Source organism: Burkholderia sp. GbtcB21, from assembly GCF_019091065.1.
GTDB classification, from domain to species: domain Bacteria; phylum Pseudomonadota; class Gammaproteobacteria; order Burkholderiales; family Burkholderiaceae; genus Burkholderia; species Burkholderia pyrrocinia_C.
Genome location: NZ_JAGXKA010000454.1, coordinates 1 through 238, shown reverse-complemented (window position 1 = coordinate 238; position 238 = coordinate 1). Strand labels below are relative to the sequence as shown.

Below are 238 nucleotides of genomic sequence, written 5' to 3'. Positions count from 1 at the left end.
TTCCGCCCTCTCCTTTCGCCACTCATCTCTCTCCCGCTTCCGTCCCCGCTCGTCCCTCCACCTCATTCTCCTCCTCTCTCGCTTCTTTTTCGCTTCTCCACCCGTCCACTCACGCACTCCCTCTGCACACTCCGCCCCACCTCCTCCCTCCTCGCTCCCGCCTCGCCTTCTCTTCTCCACATCTCTCCTTTCTCTGCTTCGTTCGCCACTCCTCCCCTTCTCGTTCTTCCACCCTTCT

Annotated in this window: 1 pseudogene; it reads right to left on the bottom strand. The window is 60.9% G+C overall.

Going from position 1 to position 238, the window contains the following annotated elements:
* A pseudogene (locus KVT39_RS38895) lies at positions 1-238 on the bottom strand (hypothetical protein); the annotation flags it as partial.